At 58.3% G+C, this 16361-nt stretch carries 17 protein-coding genes, 1 tRNA gene and 1 pseudogene; 16 read left to right on the plus strand and 3 right to left on the minus strand.

The features are described from left to right. Window positions 1-30: 30 nt before the first annotated feature. From ACYZTR_RS21390 to ACYZTR_RS21405, 4 genes are read left to right on the plus strand one after another with little or no spacing between them, the layout of a single operon-like run. Complete coding sequence (locus ACYZTR_RS21390; protein WP_461973667.1) at window positions 31-1008, plus strand: Bug family tripartite tricarboxylate transporter substrate binding protein; 978 nt, start codon at window positions 31-33, stop codon at window positions 1006-1008. A gap of 59 nt (window positions 1009-1067) precedes the next feature. Continuing rightward, entirely contained in the window at window positions 1068-1526 is a 459-nt protein-coding gene (locus tag ACYZTR_RS21395; RefSeq protein ID WP_461973668.1) for a tripartite tricarboxylate transporter TctB family protein, read from the plus strand. A gap of 1 nt (window position 1527) precedes the next feature. Beyond that, entirely contained in the window at window positions 1528-3042 is a 1515-nt protein-coding gene (locus ACYZTR_RS21400; protein ID WP_461973669.1) for a tripartite tricarboxylate transporter permease, read from the plus strand. Next, complete coding sequence (locus ACYZTR_RS21405) at window positions 3035-4075, plus strand: AbrB family transcriptional regulator (protein ID WP_461973670.1); 1041 nt, start codon at window positions 3035-3037, stop codon at window positions 4073-4075. The genes ACYZTR_RS21400 and ACYZTR_RS21405 overlap by 8 nt, the downstream gene beginning before the upstream one ends. Before the next feature lie 115 nt (window positions 4076-4190). Here the strand turns inward: ACYZTR_RS21405 and ung are convergent, their stop codons facing one another. Beyond that, a complete protein-coding gene (gene ung / locus ACYZTR_RS21410) occupies window positions 4191-4886 on the minus strand; it encodes a uracil-DNA glycosylase (protein WP_461973671.1) in 696 nt (231 codons plus the stop codon). 132 nt (window positions 4887-5018) lie between these two features. On the opposite strand from ung, the gene ACYZTR_RS21415 reads away from it, so the two are divergent. Then, window positions 5019-6122 carry an enoyl-CoA hydratase/isomerase family protein gene (locus ACYZTR_RS21415; protein WP_461973672.1) on the plus strand — a complete coding sequence of 368 codons (1104 nt, stop codon included), beginning with the start codon at window positions 5019-5021 and terminating at the stop codon, window positions 6120-6122. Between the two features lie 60 nt (window positions 6123-6182). Here ACYZTR_RS21415 and ACYZTR_RS21420 read toward each other — a convergent pair whose 3' ends face one another. Next, a complete protein-coding gene (locus ACYZTR_RS21420; RefSeq protein ID WP_461973673.1) occupies window positions 6183-6635 on the minus strand; it encodes a hypothetical protein in 453 nt (150 codons plus the stop codon). Window positions 6636-6771: 136 nt separating this feature from the next. Between ACYZTR_RS21420 and ACYZTR_RS21425 the strand changes: the two genes are divergently transcribed. The 11 genes and pseudogenes from ACYZTR_RS21425 to ACYZTR_RS21475 all read left to right on the plus strand — a co-directional run bounded on the left by ACYZTR_RS21425 (window position 6772) and on the right by ACYZTR_RS21475 (window position 15410). Next, window positions 6772-6906: an allophanate hydrolase-related protein gene (locus ACYZTR_RS21425; RefSeq protein WP_461973674.1), complete on the plus strand. Its 135-nt coding sequence runs from the start codon at window positions 6772-6774 to the stop codon at window positions 6904-6906. Between the two features lie 213 nt (window positions 6907-7119). Next, window positions 7120-8607, plus strand: coding sequence for a sensor domain-containing diguanylate cyclase (locus ACYZTR_RS21430; protein WP_461973675.1), 1488 nt, complete (start codon window positions 7120-7122; stop codon window positions 8605-8607). A gap of 6 nt (window positions 8608-8613) precedes the next feature. Then, window positions 8614-8832 carry a cysteine-rich CWC family protein gene (locus ACYZTR_RS21435; protein ID WP_461973676.1) on the plus strand — a complete coding sequence of 73 codons (219 nt, stop codon included), beginning with the start codon at window positions 8614-8616 and terminating at the stop codon, window positions 8830-8832. A 33-nt stretch (window positions 8833-8865) separates the two neighbouring features. Beyond that, entirely contained in the window at window positions 8866-9558 is a 693-nt protein-coding gene (locus ACYZTR_RS21440) for a pseudouridine synthase (RefSeq protein WP_461973677.1), read from the plus strand. Window positions 9559-9870: 312 nt separating this feature from the next. Then, window positions 9871-10755, plus strand: a complete 885-nt coding sequence (locus tag ACYZTR_RS21445) for an alpha/beta fold hydrolase (protein ID WP_461973678.1) — start codon at window positions 9871-9873, stop codon at window positions 10753-10755. A gap of 156 nt (window positions 10756-10911) precedes the next feature. Beyond that, window positions 10912-10985: transfer RNA gene (locus ACYZTR_RS21450), tRNA-Gly, on the plus strand. Window positions 10986-11288: 303 nt separating this feature from the next. After that, a complete protein-coding gene (locus ACYZTR_RS21455) occupies window positions 11289-12833 on the plus strand; it encodes a Fic family protein (RefSeq protein ID WP_461973679.1) in 1545 nt (514 codons plus the stop codon). A 290-nt stretch (window positions 12834-13123) separates the two neighbouring features. Next, a complete protein-coding gene (locus ACYZTR_RS21460; RefSeq protein WP_461973680.1) occupies window positions 13124-13303 on the plus strand; it encodes a type II toxin-antitoxin system HicA family toxin in 180 nt (59 codons plus the stop codon). Between the two features lie 35 nt (window positions 13304-13338). After that, window positions 13339-13746: a type II toxin-antitoxin system HicB family antitoxin gene (locus tag ACYZTR_RS21465; protein ID WP_461973681.1), complete on the plus strand. Its 408-nt coding sequence runs from the start codon at window positions 13339-13341 to the stop codon at window positions 13744-13746. Window positions 13747-14192: 446 nt separating this feature from the next. Next, a pseudogene (locus tag ACYZTR_RS21470) lies at window positions 14193-14309 on the plus strand (short-chain dehydrogenase); the annotation flags it as partial. Window positions 14310-14681: 372 nt separating this feature from the next. Continuing rightward, a complete protein-coding gene (locus tag ACYZTR_RS21475; protein ID WP_461973682.1) occupies window positions 14682-15410 on the plus strand; it encodes a class I SAM-dependent methyltransferase in 729 nt (242 codons plus the stop codon). Between the two features lie 51 nt (window positions 15411-15461). On the opposite strand, the gene tam is transcribed toward ACYZTR_RS21475, so the two are convergent. Beyond that, entirely contained in the window at window positions 15462-16232 is a 771-nt protein-coding gene (tam, locus tag ACYZTR_RS21480) for a trans-aconitate 2-methyltransferase (RefSeq protein ID WP_461973683.1), read from the minus strand. Window positions 16233-16361 lie beyond the last annotated feature (129 nt).

Consider the following 16361-nt stretch of genomic DNA (forward strand, 5'->3'; position numbering starts at 1 on the left):
CCAACAACAATAATTCTCGTGGAGACTCAAATGACCTTATCACTGCGTAAAATTGCTCTAGCCGCCAGCTGCTTGCTGTTTGCCGGCCAACTGATGGCGGAGCCAAAACGCCCGGAATGCATTGCCCCGGCATCCCCTGGTGGCGGTTTCGACCTGACCTGCAAACTGGCGCAAAGCGCGCTGGTCAACGAAAAGCTGCTGACCAAACCGATGCGCGTGACCTACATGCCCGGCGGTGTCGGCGCGGTGGCGTACAACGCGGTAGTCGCTCAGCGCCCTGGCGACGCCGGTACGCTGGTGGCGTGGTCCAGCGGTTCGCTGCTGAACCTGGCTCAAGGCAAGTTCGGTCGCTTCGATGAAAACGCCGTGCGCTGGCTGGCGGCGGTTGGAACCAGCTATGGCGCCATCGCGGTGAAAAGCGATTCGCCTTACAAGACCCTGGACGATCTGGTTCAGGCGTTGAAGAAAGATCCGAGCAAAGTGGTGATCGGCTCCGGCGGCACCGTCGGCAGCCAGGACTGGATGCAAACCGCCCTGATCGCCAAGGCTGCCGGGATCAACCCGCGCGACCTGCGTTACGTCGCCCTCGAAGGCGGCGGTGAAATCGCCACTGCCCTGCTCGGCGGCCACATCCAGGTGGGCAGCACCGACATCTCCGACTCCATGCCGCACATCCAGAGCGGCGACATGCGCCTACTCGCGGTGTTCTCCGAGAAGCGTCTGGACGAGCCGGAAATGAAAGACATCCCGACCGCCAAAGAGCAAGGCTACGACATCGTCTGGCCAGTGGTTCGCGGCTTCTACCTCGGGCCAAAAGTCAGCGACGAAGACTACGCCTGGTGGAAAGACGCCTTCGACAAACTGTTGGCGTCCGACGATTTCGCCAAGCTGCGCGATCAACGTGAGCTCTTCCCGTTCGCCATGACCGGCCCGGAGCTGGACACCTACGTGAAGAAGCAGGTTGCGGACTACAAAGTGCTGGCCAAAGAGTTCGGCCTGATTCAGTGATCGCCTCTGTCTAGCGGCTGTGGCCCCCGTTCTGCGGGGCTGCGGCACAGGAGTTTCCCATGCTCTTACAACGCATTTTCGCCTCCGCACTGTTGCTGGCCTGTATTGGCCTGGCGCTGATGGCGTGGCCGTATCAAGCGTCTTTTTCCTACGAACCAGTGGGGCCGCGGGCCTTCCCGCTGTTGATGCTCGGCCTGATGGGCCTTGGCCTGCTGTACATGGTGTTTCGTCCGACACCGATCGTGCACAGTGACGATGACCCGAAACTCGACCGTGAAACCCTGACCAAAATTGGCATCTGCGTCGTGCTGTTGCTGGTGTTCGCCGGGACCTTCGAACCCTTGGGTTTCATTGGCGCCAGCATTCTGATTGGAATCCCTATGGCACGCCTGTATGGCGGCCGCTGGCTGCCCAGTACGGTGATCATCAGCCTGATGGCTATCGGTCTTTATCTGCTGTTCGACAAAGTGATGGACGTGCCACTGCCGCTGGGCGTGCTCAACGTTCTGGAGAACTGATATGGATACTCTTGGCTATTTGGGTCAGGGCTTCGGCGTCGCGCTGAGCCCGTACAACCTGGTGACCGCGCTGTGCGGCACCCTGATCGGCACCGTCGTCGGGCTGTTGCCTGGCCTGGGCCCGATCAACGGCGTGGCGTTGCTGATTCCGATCGCGTTCGCCCTCGGTCTGCCACCGGAGTCGGCGCTGATCCTGCTGGCGGCGGTGTACCTGGGATGTGAATACGGCGGCCGGATCAGCTCGATCCTGCTGAACATTCCGGGCGAAGCCTCCACCGTCATGACCACCCTCGACGGCTACCCGATGGCCCGCAAGGGTCTGGCCGGTGTAGCGTTGTCGCTGTCGGCGTGGAGTTCGTTCATCGGTGCGTTCATCGCGACTTGCGGCATGGTGCTGTTCGCTCCGCTGCTGGCGAAATGGGCGATTGCCTTTGGACCGGCGGAGTATTTCGTGCTGATGGTGTTCGCGATTGTCTGCCTGGGCGGCATGGCCGGTGATCGACCATTGAAGACGTTTATTGCCGCGCTGATCGGCCTGTTTCTGTCGACCGTCGGGATCGATGCCAACAGCGGCGTGTACCGTTTCACTGGGGACAATATCCATTTGACTGACGGCATTCAGTTCGTTGTGCTGGTACTGGGCTTGTTCTCCATCAGTGAAATCCTTCTGCTGCTGGAAAAAACCCATCGCGGCCAGGAAGCGGTGAAAGCGACCGGCCGGATGATGTTCAACTTCAAGGAAGCGTCGGCGGTGTTCATGGTGAACATCCGTTGCGGTCTGCTCGGTTTCATCATGGGCGTTCTGCCGGGTGCCGGCGCAACATTGGCCAGTGCCGTGGCCTACATGACCGAAAAACGTATCGCCGGCGCCAAGGGCACGTTCGGACAAGGCGACATGCGTGGCCTCGCGGCGCCGGAAACCGCCATCGGTGGCGCAGCCTGCGGTGCCCTGGTGCCGATGCTGACGCTCGGCGTTCCGGGTTCCGGTACGACGGCGGTGATGATCGGCGCACTGTCGCTGTATAACATCACCCCGGGCCCGCTGCTGTTCCAACAGCAACCCGACATCGTCTGGGGCCTGATCGCTTCGTTGTTCATCGCCAACATCATGCTGGTGATCCTCAACATCCCGATGATCCGCATCTTCACCCGCATCCTTGCCGTGCCGAACTGGGCGCTGGTGCCAGTGATTGCGATCATCACCGGGATCGGCGTCTACGCGGTGCACGCCACCACCTTCGACCTGTTCCTGATGATCGGCATCGGCATCTTCGGTTACATCCTGCGCAAGCTGGACTTCCCATTGTCGCCGGTTCTGTTGGGCTTCATCCTCGGTGGCCTGATGGAGCAAAACCTGCGTCGCGCCCTGTCGATTTCCAACGGTGCGCTGGAAATCCTCTGGTCGAGCCCGATCACCTTCGGTGTCTGGGTGCTGACCGCAATCATGCTGCTGATGCCTATCCTGCGGATCTGGCGCAAACGTTCGGTCTCCCGGCGCGCAATCGCCGATGCCTGATCGAACACCCTTCAAAGCTTGGTGGGGAACCCCGCTGGTCGGTCTGCTGGGCGGGTATCTCGCCAGTCAGATCGACTGGCCACTGCCGTGGATGGTCGGCTCGTTGCTGGCGATCATCCTGGTGCGCTGCCTGACACCCTGGCAATTGGCGCAAATCCCTGGCGGCCGCAAGTGCGGCCAGTGGATTGTCGGCATCGGCATCGGCCTGCACTTCACCCCGGTGGTGATGGAGCAGGTCCTGAGCCACTTCGGTCTGATCTTCTTTGGTGCATTGGTCACCAGCCTGTCGGCTGTGGTCGGGGTCTGTTTGATGCGGCGTACCGGTGAAGATCGCGCCACCGCGTTCTTTTCCAGCATGCCGGGTGGTTCCGGGGAGATGGTCAACCTCGGCGCGCGTAACGGCGCGGTACTCAGTCGCGTAGCGGCAGGGCAGAGTCTGCGGGTGTTGGTGGTGGTGCTGTGTGTGCCGGCGGCCTTCAAATATTTGCTCGGAGACGGTGCACCGCTGTCCCATGCCACTTCCGTTGACTGGCGCTGGCTGGCGTTGCTGTTTCCGGTGGGTGCCCTCGCCGCTTGGCTTTGGGAGCGCCTGCGGCAACCCAATCCGTGGCTGTTCGGGCCATTGCTGGTGAGTGCGGCGGTGAGCATTGGTTGGGATCTGCACATCGGTTTGCCCAATGGCGGTAGCCAGATCGGTCAATGGCTGATCGGCAGCGGGTTGGGTTGTCACTTCAATCGGCAGTTTTTCCGGCGCGCCCCATCATTCATGGGGCGGACCTTGCTCGGCACGGTGTTGACCATGTTGATTGCTACGTTGGCGGCGCTGGGGTTGAGTGCGCTGACGCATCTGGATTTGCGTTCGCTGACGTTGGGCATGATGCCCGGCGGGATTGCGGAGATGAGCCTGACGGCGCAGACCCTGCAATTGTCGGTGCCGCTGGTGACGGCGATGCAGGTGATGCGGCTATTGTTTGTGCTGTTTCTGGCAGAGCCGTTGTTCAAGTATTGGAACAGGCAGCCCGACTCCCCCTAACCTGATCGTTCCCCCGCTCCGCGTGGGAATGCCTCAACGGACGCTCCGCGTTCGGCTCTGGATGGGACGCAGAGCGTCCCGGGCTGCATTCCCACGCAGAGCGGGGGGACGATCATTACGCCACTGGCGGCAACCGCCATTCGATCGGCGTCTCGCCATTCTGCTCAAGATACTTATTGGTTCGGCTGAAGTGCCCACAGCCCAGGAAGCCGCGATAAGCGGACAACGGTGATGGATGCACTGAGGTCAGCACCAGATGCTTGGTGGCGTCGATCAGTTTCTGCTTGCTCTGGGCATGGGCGCCCCACAGCATGAACACCAGATGCGGTTGCTGTTGGCTGACCACTTCAATGATCCGATCCGTGAAAAACTGCCAGCCCTTGTCCTTGTGTGCATTGGCGTTGGCGCGTTCCACGGTCATGGTGGTGTTGATCATCAGCACGCCCTGGTCGGCCCAGTTTTGCAGGCAACCGTGGGGCGGGATGTCGATGTTCAGGTCGCGTTTCAACTCTTTATAGATGTTCACCAATGACGGCGGCGCCGGTACGCCCGGTTGCACCGAGAAGCACAAGCCGTGGGCCTGTCCCGGACCGTGGTAAGGGTCCTGGCCGAGAATGACGACTTTGACCTTATCCAGCGGCGTCGAATTGAGCGCATTGAAAATCATCGGTCCTGGCGGGTAGATTTCCTTGCCTGCCGCGCGCTCTTCTTGCAGGAAGTTGCGCAACTCTGCCATGTAGGGCTGGTCGAATTCGGCACGCAGTGCCTCCTTCCAGCTCGGTTCGAGTTTGATACGGTCGTCAGCAGTCATGGTTACATCCGGCAAAAACAATGGAGCGAACCCTAGGAAAGCCCATCACGCTTGTCAATTGTTCTGACGCAGATCCGGCACTTTCCTGCATAGCGATCATACTGAACGCTCAAATTCCCGATCGAGGTCACGATGAATCTGCACTTCGAAGAACTCACCGGCACCGACGGCGCACGCATCGGCATCGCCAGCCTGGATGCCGAAAAGTCCCTCAATGCCCTGTCCTTGCCGATGATCAACGCCTTGCGCGATCAACTGGACGCCTGGGCCAAAGAGCCGCAAATCGTCTGCGTAGTGTTGCGCGGCAAAGGCGCCAAAGCCTTTTGCGCCGGCGGTGAAGTCCGCAGCCTGGTGGAAGCCTGTCGCACCCATCCAGGCGAAGTGCCGCCATTGGCCGCGCACTTCTTTGCGGCGGAGTATCGCCTGGACTTCAATCTGCACACGTACCCTAAACCGCTGATCTGTTGGGGGCATGGCTATGTGCTCGGCGGCGGCATGGGGCTGCTGCAAGGCGCGAGCATCCGGATTGTTACGCCGAGCAGCCGCCTGGCGATGCCGGAGATCAGTATCGGTCTGTACCCGGACGTCGGGGCCAGTTGGTTTCTGTCGCGCCTGCCCGGAAAGCTCGGATTATTCCTCGGCCTGACCGGCGCCCACATGAACGGTCGCGATGCGATCGATCTGGACCTTGCCGACCGTTTCCTGCTCGATGAACAGCAAGAAAAGCTGATGGAAGGCCTGCTGCAATTGAACTGGCAGGAACAGACGCCGATGCAGCTCAACAGCCTGCTCAAGGCGTTGCAGCAGGAAGCGCTCGCGCAAATGCCCGAAGCCCAGTGGTTGCCACGACGCCAGCAGATCGATGAGCTGCTGGATGTCAGTGACGTGCGCTGCGCCTGGAAGGCGATCAGCCAGTTGCGCGACAACACGGATCTGCTCCTCAGCCGTGCCGCGAAAACCATGAGCGAAGGCTCGCCCCTGACCGCCCATCTGGTGTGGGAGCAGATTGCCCGCGCCCGGCATATGTCGTTGGCTCAAGTCTTTCAGATGGAATACACCATGAGCCTCAACTGCTGCCGTCATCCGGAGTTCAGCGAAGGCGTGCGTGCGCGGTTGATCGACAAGGATCAGAAACCTCACTGGCACTGGCCGGACATCAATAACCTGCCGGATGCGGTGGTAGAAGCGCATTTCCAAAAGGCCTGGGAAGGCCGGCATCCGCTGGCTGATCTGTAGGATTACTGAAATCCGGGCATAAAAAAGCGGCGCTTCATGCGCCGCTATTTTTATGAGTGCTTAACGGTGGCCGCCTCGGCCATCGTGATCGCCGCGATTGTTGTGTTCGCCTCGTCCGCCACGATTGTCCCACCCCCCACGTCCGCGATAGTCATTGTCCCGACCGCCGCGGTTACGACCATCCCAACCGTGATTCTGTTGGGCCCGATAGTGGCCTCGTTGCGAATGGTAATAGCCTGGTGCCGGTTGATAAACCCGCGGCTGGTGGTAATACCGCGGTGTTGGCTGGTAATACCGCGCGGGCGGTGCGTAGTACCGGCGAGGTTGCGTGTAATAACCGCCGCCACCTGAATAGTAAGATCCGCCACCGGAATAATAGGCTGGCGCTGGAGAGGTATAGACCTCGGAACTGTAGTAGCTGGCTCCTCCATCGGAATAGGGCACGCAGGCACCAAGAGACAATCCCAATACAGCAATCAGAAGAATTTGGCCGAGCATTTTTCGACAGAGCATGGCGGCCTCCTGGACCGCGAGTGAGCCACACCAGCGACGCTGGCAGGCGACAGTCAATTATTCGGTGACTGTCGAAAGATCAGACATCGAATTCGATATCTGGTGCGTTCGCGAAACACGTTGAAATAACTCGCCGATGAAACGCGATGGGTGGCAATTGGCGGATGGGCGCTGGGAGAGTGGGTTTATCTGTGAGGCGTATGGGTTGGAGGGGGCAACCAATATTAGCCATTTAGGCGGATGGCGTGCGTATCTGCGATCCCGGACCTGAGATCGTTCCCATGCTCCGCGTGGGAATGCCGCCCGGGGACGCTCCGCGTCCCTTCGCAAGCGTGACGCAGAGCGTCACAGGAAGCGTTCCCACGTGGAGTGGGAACGATCACTCAGGAGCGTGGGAACGATCGCTCGCCTTGCACATAGAGCAGTTATTTCCCCGCCGTGCCATTAGAATGCCAGCCATCTGGTCACTGACAACGGAATCGTCATGCCGCTTCGCTCGCCGCTATATTCGCAACGTTCGTTGGTCCTCACGCTGATCGCGCTGTTGGGCGCAGGTTTTCTCGCCACCTCCTTCCTCAGTTACTACGCCTCGCGAGCGTCGATCCGCGACAACATCATCAACACCGAACTGCCGCTGACGTCGGACACGGTCTACTCGGAAATCCAGAAAGACCTCGTCAGACCGATCCTGATTTCATCGATGATGTCCCGCGACACCTTCATGCGTGACTGGGTGGTAAACGGCGAAAACGATCCCGAGAAAATGACCCGTTACCTCAACGAGGTCATGACCCACTACGGCGCCTACACCGCATTTTTCGTTTCCAACAGCAGCCTGACCTACTATCACGCCAAAGGCGTACTCAAGCAGATCAAAGCCACGGAGCCCCGCGATGCGTGGTATTTCCGCGTACGTGACATGGCCGATCCGTACGAGATCAACGTCGATCCGGACATGGCCAACAAGGACAACCTGACCTTCTTCATCAACTACAAGGTCTACGACTACAACAACCGTTTCATCGGCGCGGCGGGTGTCGGTCTGACGGTCGATGCGGTAATCAAGCTGATCGACACGTATCAGCAGCGTTATCAACGCAGCGTGTTTTTCGTCGACAACTTCGGGCGCCTGGTACTTACGGGCGCCGAGGGTGGCCCAGAAGGCGCGCGGATCGGGCGGACTCTCAGCGAGCTCGACAGCATGAAGGACCTGGTCAGCCAACTGCCCAAACCTCACAGCGGCAGCTACGAATATTCCGTCCGGGGCCAGGGACATTTCCTCAATGTGCGTTTCATTCCAGAGCTGAACTGGCACTTGTTCGTCGACAAACGCGAAGACGGCGCCCTCAGTGAAATCCGCCAGTCGCTGTACCTCAACCTGTTGATCTGCCTGATCGTCACGCTGATTGTGCTGATTCTGCTCAACCGGGAGATCAAGCGCTATCAGGGCAAGATCCAGGCCCAGGCGATCCTCGACAGCCTGACCGAGTTGCCGAACCGTCGCGGCTTCGACTTGCTGGCGGCGCAAGCCATGCACGAAGCCCAGCGCGAGCCAAAACCACTGGCTGCTTTGCTGCTGGATCTGGACCACTTCAAGGCCTTGAACGACACCTACGGCCACCTTGCCGGCGATCAGGTGCTGATTGGTTTCGCTCGGGATCTGGAGAGCTGTCTGCGACATTCCGACATTGTCTGCCGCTGGGGCGGTGAGGAGTTCATCGTGCTACTCAAGGACACTGACGGTGAGACCGGTCTGATGATCGCCGAGAAAATTCGTCAGCATGTCGAGCAACAGCGTTATGCCTACAACGATAAGGCCTTGCAGCTGACCGTGAGCATCGGCGTTACCACCCTGCAGACCGATGACACCTTGCACACGCTGCTCTCGAGGGCTGATCATGCGATGTACCGGGCCAAGCAAGCCGGCCGTAACCGCACCTGCGTGGAAATGCCTCACTCCAGTTATGCATAACCCTAAATGAGCAAGCCTGACCTCTGCCCAGCGTGCGGCGCCGCCAACGACTGTACGCTGGCCGACCCGCGAACCGCCGATCGAGCCTGCTGGTGCTACGGCGTCAGCATCGACCCGGCAGTGCTCGAAGCGCTGCCGGCCGGCCTGCGCGACACATCCTGTTTGTGCCCCGGCTGCGCTCGGGTCGAGGCGCAGTTGCAAGCATCCTCCCGGCCGATCACGTAAGATGCGCGGCCCTTTTCCCACCGACCTCTAGCCATGCGTGTTGACCGTTTCCTCAGCAACCTGCCGCGCTTCAACCGTAAGCAAGTGCGTCTGTTGCTGGTGGAAAAACGCGTCAGGATCGACGGGAAGATCGTCAGTGACCCTCACGCCGAAGTACGCGAGTTCAGCCGTGTCGAGGTCGATGACGAGGTGCTGCAAATCGGCAAACCGGTGCGTCACTTCATGTTGCACAAGCCAGCTGGTTGCGTCAGCGCCACCCGCGACCCGGAACACCCAACCGTACTCGACCTGATCCATGAGCCGGACAAAAACGAGCTGCACATCGCCGGTCGGCTGGATTTCAACACCACCGGTCTGATGCTGATCACCAACGACGGCAGCTGGTCGCGACGCCTGACCCAACCTCAGACCAAACTGCCCAAGGTTTATTACGTCGAGACCGAGCAGGACATCGGCCCGGAATATGCGGTCACGTTCACCGAGGGGCTGTACTTCGCCTTTGAGAATCTCACCACCCAACCCGCCGAGCTGGTGCTACTCGGGGCAAAATCGGCGCGACTGAGCATCGTCGAAGGTCGGTATCACCAAGTGAAGCGGATGTTCGGCCATTTCGACAACAAGGTGCTGCGTCTGCACCGCGAAAGCATGGGCCCGCTGGTGCTCGACAGTGCGCTGAAACCGGGCGAGTACCGCGCATTACGCACCGAAGAGATTCAATTGATCTAAGCAGGCGACCGCTCAGCAGAAGTGTCGAACAATTTGCAAAGATACTTGCGTGATGACGTGACCCCTGCTTGAATCAGGACGTCGGCCGAAATGTGACCGACGAGTCACAACATACTTCTAAGAAACTTCTTGCCGGCAGTGAACCCTCAGGTTCCGCCTTCCCCCCGGCAGACTGCCCGCCAATAACAATACCCGTCGACCGGACTGCAATGGATCGACATGGGCCTCTCAAATTCCAGGCGTATGCCTACCTGTCACAAAGCTTGTGCAATCTGATTTGCACGCATACCCGCTTGCCAGGAGTCTTATGACATGAGGCCAGAAATCGCTGTGCTGGATATACAGGGTCAGTATCGGGTTTACACGGAGTTCTATCGCGCAGACGCCGCAGAGAAGACCATTATTTTGGTCAACGGCTCGATGGCCACGACTGCGTCGTTTGCACAAACCGTAAAAAATCTTCACCCGCAATTCAATGTGGTTTGCTACGACCAGCCCTACGCGGGCAAGTCCAAAGCCCACAACCTGCATGAGAAAATGCTGTCCAAGGAACTCGAAGGGCAGATCCTCCTGGAGCTGATCGACCACTTTGGCGCCGAACACGTGCTGTCGTTTTCCTGGGGTGGCGCCGCAACCCTGGTCGCCCTGGCCCACCAGCCACGGCGAATCGAAAAAGCCGTGATCAGTTCGTTCTCCCCGGAGATCAACGCGCACATGCTCGATTACCTCGAGCGCGGTGTCGATTACCTCGGCAGCCGGGACGGGGACCGGGTCGGCAATCTGGTGAACAGCACCATCGGCAAACACCTGCCGACACTGTTCAAGCGCTTCAATTATCGGCACGTCAGTTCTTTGGCCGAGCATGAATACGGGCAGATGCACTACCACATCAGCGACCTGCTCAATAGCGATCGCCAGTGCTTTCTGAAAGCCTCGGAGAAAATCAACGTGCCAGTGTTGTTCATGAACGGCGAATGGGACGAATACACCGCTGCCGACGGCGCTCATCTGTTCGCCAACCACGTGCGAGACGCCACCTTCACCACCCTTGAGGCGACCGGGCACTTTCTCGACATGGAACACAAAGCTGCTTGCCGAGACAGCCGCAACGCATTGCTGGGCTTTCTGAAACCTTCGCAACACGAAAGCCGACCGCGTTACCACTACGTCCAGGACCAACATGCATTGGCCATCTGAAACAGTGTCATCGCGAGCAAGCCCTGCCCTGTAGAAGCGAGGCTTGCCCGCGAATCACGCAGTTGCTGCTTGTGATTCACCCGGCGCTAAAGCTATCCCGCGCAAAGAAAAACTTCATTTCCACGGCCACATCTGGTACAAAGTCAGCCGCTCTGAGCGGGTGTCGTATAATGGCATTACTCCAGCTTCCCAAGCTGATAACGAGGGTTCGATTCCCTTCACCCGCTCCAATCGAATTTTGGTCTCACGTCGTTTTTTTACGGGGGATGCAGTAAAGAAAAACCGGCCTTGATGGCCGGTTTTTTTGTGTCTGGGGTTTGGTTGAATCCAGTTCGTGATCCCGCTGATCGATAATCAAGCTTTCCCGCCGCTGTAGCGACTGCTCTGAGTCCGTTAGCGTTTTTTTCGAAGAATACGGGTTTATTATCAAATTTCATCCAGCATTATTATTTTCACACCTGTGAAAATTATCGTTTTCGCATAGGATCGACATTCTGTTAGCGTTTTTCTTGTCCCAGTAAAGGATCTCGTCAATGCAAGTCGGTTTCAAGACACTCGCGAACCGCTATGACATCGCACTGGCACAGCCTCTTCGCGTCGAGTCGATAATCGGCACTTCACGTGTTCGCCGCGAAAGCGACGGGAATGTGGAGAACCGGTATCCGCCAAGCTACCGGCCCACAGACGACTTCGCAGGACATTTCGAATTCGGCCTCAAGTACGAAGAGATTCATCTTGAGTTCTTCGCTCGCCTGTTTGCGGCAACAGGCCCGCAGCCTATCGAAGATTGGTGTCGACGAGAGCCTTTCGGCCTGTACGCCCGTCGCACCGGATTCCTCTACGAATGGCTGACAGGGGAACGTCTGGATGTGCCTGACGTGACCAATGGCGGCTATGTTGATGCCGTTTCGCCAAAAGATTACCTGACACGTAGCGAGGCACTGCGAACACGGCGTTGGCGTATCAACAACAACCTGCCGGGGGCGGCTGAGTTCTGCCCCTTGGTTCGTCGTACGGCGTCAGTGCAGAAAGCTCTGCAATTCAATCTGCCCGAGGCATTGAATGAGTTGGATCAGGCGTTCGGCGCCGACATCCTGATGCGTACGGCCAGTTGGCTGACGTTCAAGGAATCACGCGCGAGCTTTCTCATCGAAAAGGAAGCCGACCAGGCCGATCGCATCCAGCGGTTTGCCCATGTCATTGCCCAGTACTGCGGTCATATCGAAAACCCGTTGAGTGACGACAGCCTGCAGTCCCTGCAAGCCGGCATTCTGGGGCGTGACGCCATCGGACTGGGCTTGCGGCGCTCTCCTGTGTTTGTGGGGCAGGCCACGATGCGCGAGGACATCGTGCATTACATTGCCCCTCATTTTGCCGATCTTGCGCAGCTATTGGCAGGACTCAACGAGTTTGAGGTCGCAACGCGTGGCAAGGAGTCGCTGGCACGTGCCGCTGTGTTGGCGTTTGGCTTCGTGTATATCCATCCCATGCGGGATGGCAATGGCCGGATTCATCGCTTTCTGATCAACGACACTTTGATTCGGGATAAGGCCGTGCCCGACGGCGTGATACTGCCGGTGTCAGCCACAATTACCAGTTCGATCGACTTCAGGGCCGGCTACGATCGTACGCTCGAAGTGTTCTCGCGACCGTTCATGCGACGTTACGCGACGGCCTATCGGTTCGGCGAACTCGTGACCTATGAGGACGGCACTCTCAGCAACTTCATCTTCGATGAATACGAGGATGCGTGCTTTGCCTGGCGATATCCCGATCTGACTGAGCACGTCCTGTATACCTCACGCGTCGTCGAGCACACGATTCGAAAGGAAATGGCGGATGAAGCCAGAGTACTGGTGATCTTTCAGCGAGCTCAGGAGCAGCTAAAAGAAGTACTGGAGATGCCAGACCAGGACGCGAATCGCATTATCCGTTCCATCAAGGAGAACGGCTGGACGGTGTCCGGCAAGCTAAAGAAAGGGTACCCGCGGCTTGAAGATGAGGGCATGGCGGAACGCGTCGTGGAGGCCGTGCGTTCCGCGTTCGAGGATCGAGAGTTGGGGGCCGGCGAAGAGTGATTTTTGGCGGGTCCGGATAAGGCGGAGGGGGATTGGGAAAAAACAGCCCTGATGGCAGTCCAGGTAGCCGGTTTTTTTATGCCTGAAAATTGAGCTACGCGAGCGCTTGGAGGGTGGTAAAACCCTGCAATACAGAAAGCGCCTCATTTGAGGTAGTCCCTCGAACCCTCTCCTCACGTCCCCTAGACTCGTTTCCACCATCGATGCCCGAGAAGGTCCAGTAGTTATAGTGTTGATCATATAAATCCAGTGGGTATAGTAACCACCTAAGCACACCACAGGGCGGTGATGTGAATAGCCGATTTTTGATAGGCCAAATCGTTGCGGATGGCTGGTACTTGGTTCGAATCAGGGGAAGTCATCATCACTTTAAGCATCCGACCAAACCGGGGCTGGTGACAGTTCCTCATCCGAAAAAGGATCTGCTTAAAAAAACGGCCATGAGTATTTTGCAACAGGCGCTGCTTTGACGATCTCAATGCAGGGTTTCAGGAGGACAATGAATATGCTTTACCCAATTGCGATTTCAATGGGCGATGACGAGCACGCTTGGGGAGTGGAAGTACCGGATATTCCGGGGTGCTACTCTGCCGGTGACGATCTGGATGATGCGATGGCCATGGCTCGCGAAGCCATTGAGGGTCATTTCGAAATTCTGGCCGAAGACGGTTCGCCGATACCACCGGCGAACAAAGTCACTCTGCATGCGACCAATTCGCAGTACGCTGGTTGTACATGGGCAGTGGTGGACATCGATGTCACCAAGTACCTGGGCAAAGCCCAGAAGTTGAACATCACACTGCCGGGCTACCTGCTCAACCGCATCGACGAGTACGTACTGCACCATCCGGAAGAGAAAAGCCGTTCGGGTTTTCTGGCCTCGGCAGCACTTAAGGTGTTGCAGCAGAGCTGATGACCTTGTTTCAGCGATGCATCTACCGGCCCCGAGTGGCCGGTTTTTTTTGTGGGCGGGATTTGGTGAAATGTTGATTCTTCCTCTGTGATCAGCCACCACCGTCTACCAAATAAAGTGTCCATAGCCCATTTTTCTGGGCTCCGAGCGAAGTCGGCTTCCAGATAGGCAACGTCCTACACGACACTGGGAATTGTCCGTACACTTGCGCATTGCTGTGCCTTTGTCATGAGACCTATAGTCCGAGCGCGCCAAATGGCGTATCGGGTTTGGCGACTCGATGACTGGTACAGAAGCCTCCGGAAATCTCTCGGAGCGCTTTTGAACGCACTTGGCTGCCTTTTTTTGGTGGCTGTGCGTGGGAGACCCTAGGGTCTGCCGGTTTTACCATGTCCCGGTTCGCCAACCCACGTACAGCTACCACCCTATTGTTTGGCGACGATTGCGGCGACATCACCACCGATTCGGTGATTCTCAGCGACTTCGCAATGCTCTGCTGCATTCCCTTGCGCGACGGCTGCGATGTGCTGGACGTCATTGCTCGGCGTATGGATGCGCAATAGTTCTGCCGTGATACGGGGGTACCCCTTTCGGGGCGTCCTCAATTTGTAGCAGCTGGCGAAGCCTGCGTTCGACTGCTGCGCAGCCGAACGCAGGCTTCGCCAGCTGCTACAAAAAGTGTGTGTTGCCATTTTTTTCTGATCGGCAATACCCCTGAATGGCCGGCTCTCTTTGATATGAGCACTGCTTACAAATCCCCAACGCTCAACCCCGTTCCCCTTCCCCGCTCAACCCGCTAGCATCTCCCCTATCTTCAACCACCCTCTCCCCTGCGCGGCCATCAGCGAACACGCGCCATAAACTCTCCGAGGGAACCCAATCGGCCGCACATCAGGTGCCGCCCGTGAACGATCTCAACAGAGCCCCCCCAAAACATGACTCAAAATATCTACGACGATCCAGAATTTTTCCAGGGCTACAGCCAAATGGCCCGCTCCATTGGCGGCCTCGACGCAGCACCGGAATGGCCTGCGCTCAAAGCAATGCTGCCACCCATGAAAGGCCTGAAGGTGGTCGACCTCGGCTGCGGTTACGGCTGGTTCTGCCGCTGGGCCAGTGATCAAGGTGTCGATAGCGTGCTTGGCCTGGACGTCTCGGAAAAAATGCTGGAGCAGGCACGCAAGACTACGTCGGCGACGAATATCCAATACGCCCGTGCCGATCTGGAACAACTCGCCTTACCCGCAGCCAGTTTCGACCTCGCCTATAGCGCTCTGGCGCTGCACTACATCAAGGATCTCCCAGGATTGTTCGCCAAAATCCACGCGGCCCTTAAACCCGGTTCACGCTTCGTATTTTCAATTGAACACCCGATCTTCATGGCCCCGCGCAATCCGGGCTGGCTGATTGATAGCGAAGGTAACAAGCGCTGGCCGGTCGACAGTTATCAACTGGAAGGAGAGCGTGTGACCCACTGGTTGGCCGAAGGCGTGATCAAGCAGCACCGTACCATCGGCACCTTGCTCAATACGCTGATTGGCGCAGGTTTCAGGATCCAGCATGTCAACGAATGGGGACCGACCGATGCAGAAATGGCGGCGCAACCGGCCCTGGCCGAAGAACGGGAGCGACCGATGATGATGCTGGTCAGTGTTCAGCGCTGAGTGCCAAGCAAAGGGACAGATAACGTTCAGCGTGATCCGTCCCTTTTTGCACTAACGGGTCGCGACGATGAACAACCGCGGGAATGGCAATAGCACCGAACCATCGGTAAGGGCGGGATACGCCTGCTCGATTGCGGCTTGGTACTGCTTGAGGTATTGCGCTTTTTCCGCCTCATCCAGCGGTTCGAGAAATGGCCGCAATCCGCTGCCCTTGAACCACTCGACCACACCGAATGCGCCGCCCGCGAGCGGGTGATGGTAGGTGGTGCGCCACACGTCGACTCGAGTACAGTGCGGTCGCAGCATCGAGTAGTAATCGCTGGCGCTCGCCATTTCCGTGCGTTGCCCGGCGGCGTCCGCCAACTTGCTGGCCCACGGCCCATCGGCAGCGACTTTGCGCATCAAGCGGTGTGACGGCTCGTTGAGATTGTCGGGCATCTGAATGGCCAGGCTGCCGCCCTGAGTCAGTCGGGCGGCCAGCGAAGGCAGTAACTTCGCGTGATCGGGCACCCACTGCAACACCGCGTTGGCGAAAATCACATCGAACGGGCCGTTCTCGTTCCAGGTATCAATGTCAGCCGTATCGAATTGCACCTGCGGCAAGCGCTTGCGGGCGGCGTCGATCATATCGGTTGAACTGTCCAGTCCACGCACCGTGGCATTGGCGAAGCGCTCCACCAGCAATTCGGTCGAATTGCCGGGGCCGCAACCGATGTCGATTGCCGAGCGCGCTTCCACAGCGGGGATTGCGGCCAGCAGGTCACGCGCGGGCCGTGTGCGTTCATCTTCAAAAGCGACGTATTGTTTGGCGGACCAACTCATTGCGTTCTCCTGTCGGTGCGTTGTCATGGGCAGGGCAGATAACGGTTCGCTACGATACGCCGATCGATGTGCTCTGCCCTATCCAACCAATGGCGAACGATGTCAGTTGACCCAACCCCCTCGTTGCCA

Source organism: Pseudomonas sp. Hz4 (genome assembly GCF_054898165.1).